We start from the raw sequence: 3,935 nt of genomic DNA, 5'->3' as shown, positions 1-3,935 counted from the left end.
TTTTTGGTTACTTTTGGCTGGTCCGGCTCCCGGCTCTTCCAAAAGTGACCCGCTGCAAGAGCGGAACCATAAGCTGCCGTTACCGCAGCAACGGATATACACCCCCACCAAAACCCCACGCAGACCCCATCCTCCAGCCCCGCCCCCATTCACTGGTTCAGCTTGTAAGCTTTTGCCTAGTGTTGCGTAAGCGTTCGGTCTCCCTCGCAAGGGAAGATGCCCATAAACCCTGTCATGTTTTCAGTATGCGATTGATTTATAAAGATAATTTTCAAGATGAAAGTCCGGTGACAAGACATCCCCAGCGATGTTCGGCAAATTGCACTCATCCGGGAAAACACTAATATCAGTCCTGTGTCGACGGACAGACACACCCGTCACGGACGATGGGGAAGGAAGGACATCGCAGGAAGCGATTCATCAGGATGATGAAAAGGATTAAAGGGATTATGGAAAAAATGTGGGCGGGTCAAACCGCCCCTTTTTTTTGCCTGCGATTTTTGCCTGCGATGTTTCAGATCCCAGGAAAGCAAAAAGGCCCGCAAGGGGCCTTTTCGATGGATGCGCAGGGAATCAGCGTTCCAGGTCTGCGATCTTGCCTGGCTTGCCATCCCATTCTTCGGCGTCCGGCAGGGCGTCTTTCTTCTCGGTGATGTTCGGCCAGATGTCCGCCAGTTCGGCGTTCAGCTCGATGAAATTCTCCATGCCGGCTGGCACTTCGTCTTCCGAAAAAATGGCATTTGCCGGGCATTCCGGTTCACACAGGGCGCAGTCGATGCACTCATCCGGGTGAATGACCAGGAAGTTCGGCCCTTCGTAAAAGCAGTCCACCGGACACACTTCTACGCAGTCGGTGTACTTGCACTTGATGCAGTTGTCGGTGACGACGAAGGTCATTTCTAATTTTCTCCTCAGGCGGCGGCAGCGATGCCCCTTCACGGTGGGGTCGCCAGGTTCGGGAGCGATAGTCTGCGGACCAGGCTAATAGTCCGCAGCATCCCAAACCGCGCGAGATTCTACCAGCTTGAAAGCCTGTGCGTTAGATCCGTGTCTTCAATGTATAGAGTAAATCCAGTGCCCGGCGTGGTGTCAGGTCGTCCAGATCGAGCTTGGCCAGTTCGTCGAGCACTGGGTGTGGCAGGCTGGCGAACAGATCGCTTTGCTGCGGCGCAACGGGTTTGCCTTTGCTGGGGCGTGGCGTTTCGTGGGGCAGGCTGGTGGTTTCCAGGCGGCTCAGGTGCTCGCGGGCACGGCTGATGACCTCACCCGGCACGCCGGCCAGTTGCGCCACTGCCAGGCCGTAGCTCTGGCTGGCCGGGCCGGGCAGTACATGGTGCAGGAACACGATGCGTTCGTTGTGCTCGGTGGCGTTGAGATGGACGTTGGCCACCAACGGTTGGCTTTCCGGCAACACCGTCAGCTCGAAATAATGGGTGGCGAACAGCGTGTAGGCCCGCAGGTGCGCCAGGCGTTCGGCCGCTGCCCAGGCCAGCGACAAGCCGTCGAAGGTGCTGGTACCGCGGCCGACTTCGTCCATTAGCACCAGGCTGCGTTCGGTGGCATTGTGCAGGATGTTCGCGGTTTCGCTCATTTCCACCATGAAGGTCGAACGACCACCGGCCAAATCATCGCTGGAGCCGATCCGGGTGAAGATCCGGTCCACCAGGGACAATTCGCAGCTGGCCGCCGGCACGAAACTGCCGATGTGGGCCAGCAGCACGATCAACGCTGTTTGCCGCATGTAGGTGGATTTACCGCCCATGTTCGGGCCGGTGATCACCAGCATGCGGGTGTTGTCGTCCAGGCTCAGGTCGTTGGCCACGAACGGCGTAGTCAGCACTTGCTCGACCACTGGGTGGCGGCCCTGGCTGATGCGCATGCACGGTTCGCTGACGAAACGCGGGCAGTTGAGGTCCAGGTTCAGGGCGCGTTCGGCCAGATTGCTTAGCACGTCCAGCTCCGCCAAGGCGGCGGCGGTGTCCTGCAACGGCGGCAGTTGGCTGATCAAATCTTCGAGCAGCGCTTCGTAGAGCATTTTTTCCCGGGCCAGGGCGCGGCTCTTGGCCGACAGCGCCTTGTCTTCGAACGCCTTGAGTTCCGGGGTGATGAAGCGCTCGGCGCCCTTGAGGGTCTGGCGGCGGATGTAGTCGGCCGGCGCCTGCTCGGCCTGTTTGCTCGGCAACTCGATGAAGTAACCGTGGATGCGGTTGTAGCCGACCTTGAGGTTGGCCAGGCCTGTGCGGGCTTTTTCCCGGGCTTCGAGGTCGATCAGGAACTGGCCGGCGTTTTCGCTCAGTGATTGCAGCTCGTCGAGTTCGGCGTCGTAGCCGGTCTTTAGCACGCCGCCGTCACGGATCACGGCCGGCGGGTTGTCGATGATGGCTTTTTCCAGCAGCGCGGCCAGGTCTGGGTAGGTGCTGGTGGTGCGCGCCAGCTGCTGCAGATGCGGCGCTTCGAGGTCGCTCATCGCGATTTGCAGTTCGGGCAGGGCACCGAGGGCGTCGCGCAGGCGCGCCAGGTCGCGCGGGCGGGCATTGCGCAGGCCGATTCGCGCGAGTATCCGCTCGATGTCACCGATTTCCTTGAGCTGCGGTTGCAGCTGTTCGAAGCGGTAGCGGTCCAGTAGGCAACTGATGGACGACTGGCGCGCCAGCAGCACGGTCAGGTCGCGCAGCGGGCGGTTCAGCCAACGGGTCAGCAAGCGGCTGCCCATGGCGGTCTGGCAGCAGTCGACCACCGATTGCAGGGTGTTGTCGCGTCCGCCGGCCAGGTTGGTGTCCAGTTCCAGGTTGCGTCGGCTCGCGCCGTCCAACACCACGGTGTCGTCCAGGCGCTCGTGACGCAGGCTGCGCAAATGGGGCAGGGCGGTGCGCTGGGTTTCCTTGGCGTAGGCCAAGAGGCAGCCGGCGGCGCCGATGGCCAGGGTCAGGTTTTCGCAGCCGAAGCCCTTGAGGTCCTGGGTGGAGAATTGCTGGCAGAGACTTTTCAGCGCCGAGTCGCGCTCAAAATCCCACGGCGCCCGGCGACGCACGCCACGGCGCTTTTCCGCCGGCAGGTCTTTTGGCCAGTCGTCGGGGATCAGCAGTTCCACCGGGTTGACCCGCTCCAGTTCCGCCAGCAGGTTTTCCCAGCCCTTGATTTCCAGCACCGAGAAGTTGCCGCTGGTGATGTCCAGCACCGCCAGGCCGAACAGCCGTTCATCGCCCAACACGGCGGCGATCAGGTTGTCCCGGCGCTCATCCAGCAGCGCTTCGTCACTGACCGTGCCGGGGGTAATGATCCGCACCACTTGGCGTTCCACCGGGCCTTTGCTGGTGGCCGGGTCGCCGACCTGTTCGCAGATCACCACCGACTCGCCGAGCTTGACCAGTTTCGCCAGGTAACCTTCCGCCGCATGGTAAGGAATCCCACACATCGGAATCGCCATGCCTGCCGATTGCCCACGCGCCGTCAGGGTGATGTCCAGCAATTTGGCGGCTTTTTTCGCGTCTTCGTAGAAGATCTCGTAGAAATCGCCCATGCGGTAGAACATCAACTGATCGGGGTGCTGGTTCTTCAGGCGCCAGTATTGCTGCATCATTGGCGTGTGGGAGGACAGGTCGTTCACGGCTGTATTCATTGGGGTGTCAGGCAAGCTCGTTGAATGGTGTAGGCAAAAGGAGGGCGGCGGCCCGGCTTTTTTGCGATGGGGGCAAGGTTAACATGGGCGGGTGGGGGGAGTGGTTTTGGGATTGGGATTGGGTGTATATCCGTTGCTGCGGTAACGGCTGCTGGCGGTTTCGCCCTGACGGCGACTTACTTCCTTTCAAACGCCCCGGAATGCCGGCCCAGAAGAAAGTAAGCAAAGAACGCTTGGCCCCACCACTCGGCACCTCGCTTTGCTCGGTGTTCCCTCACTCCGGCATTGCTCCGTGGGCCCGCCGCGAAGGGCCATC

Annotated in this window: 2 protein-coding genes; both read right to left on the bottom strand. The window is 60.9% G+C overall.

Annotated features, from left to right (window positions below):
• Window positions 1-573: 573 nt before the first annotated feature.
• Entirely contained in the window at window positions 574-897 is a 324-nt protein-coding gene (fdxA, locus tag ACODSJ_RS24590; RefSeq protein WP_003184854.1) for a ferredoxin FdxA, read from the bottom strand.
• A gap of 142 nt (window positions 898-1,039) precedes the next feature.
• A complete protein-coding gene (gene mutS, locus ACODSJ_RS24585) occupies window positions 1,040-3,607 on the bottom strand; it encodes a DNA mismatch repair protein MutS (RefSeq protein ID WP_489104211.1) in 2,568 nt (855 codons plus the stop codon).
• Between the last annotated feature and the right edge of the window lie 328 nt (window positions 3,608-3,935).

It is taken from the genome of Pseudomonas sp. FG6 (assembly GCF_057809015.1).
Note: the sequence above shows the minus strand (reverse complement) of the source record. Positions and strands in the feature narration are given on the sequence as shown.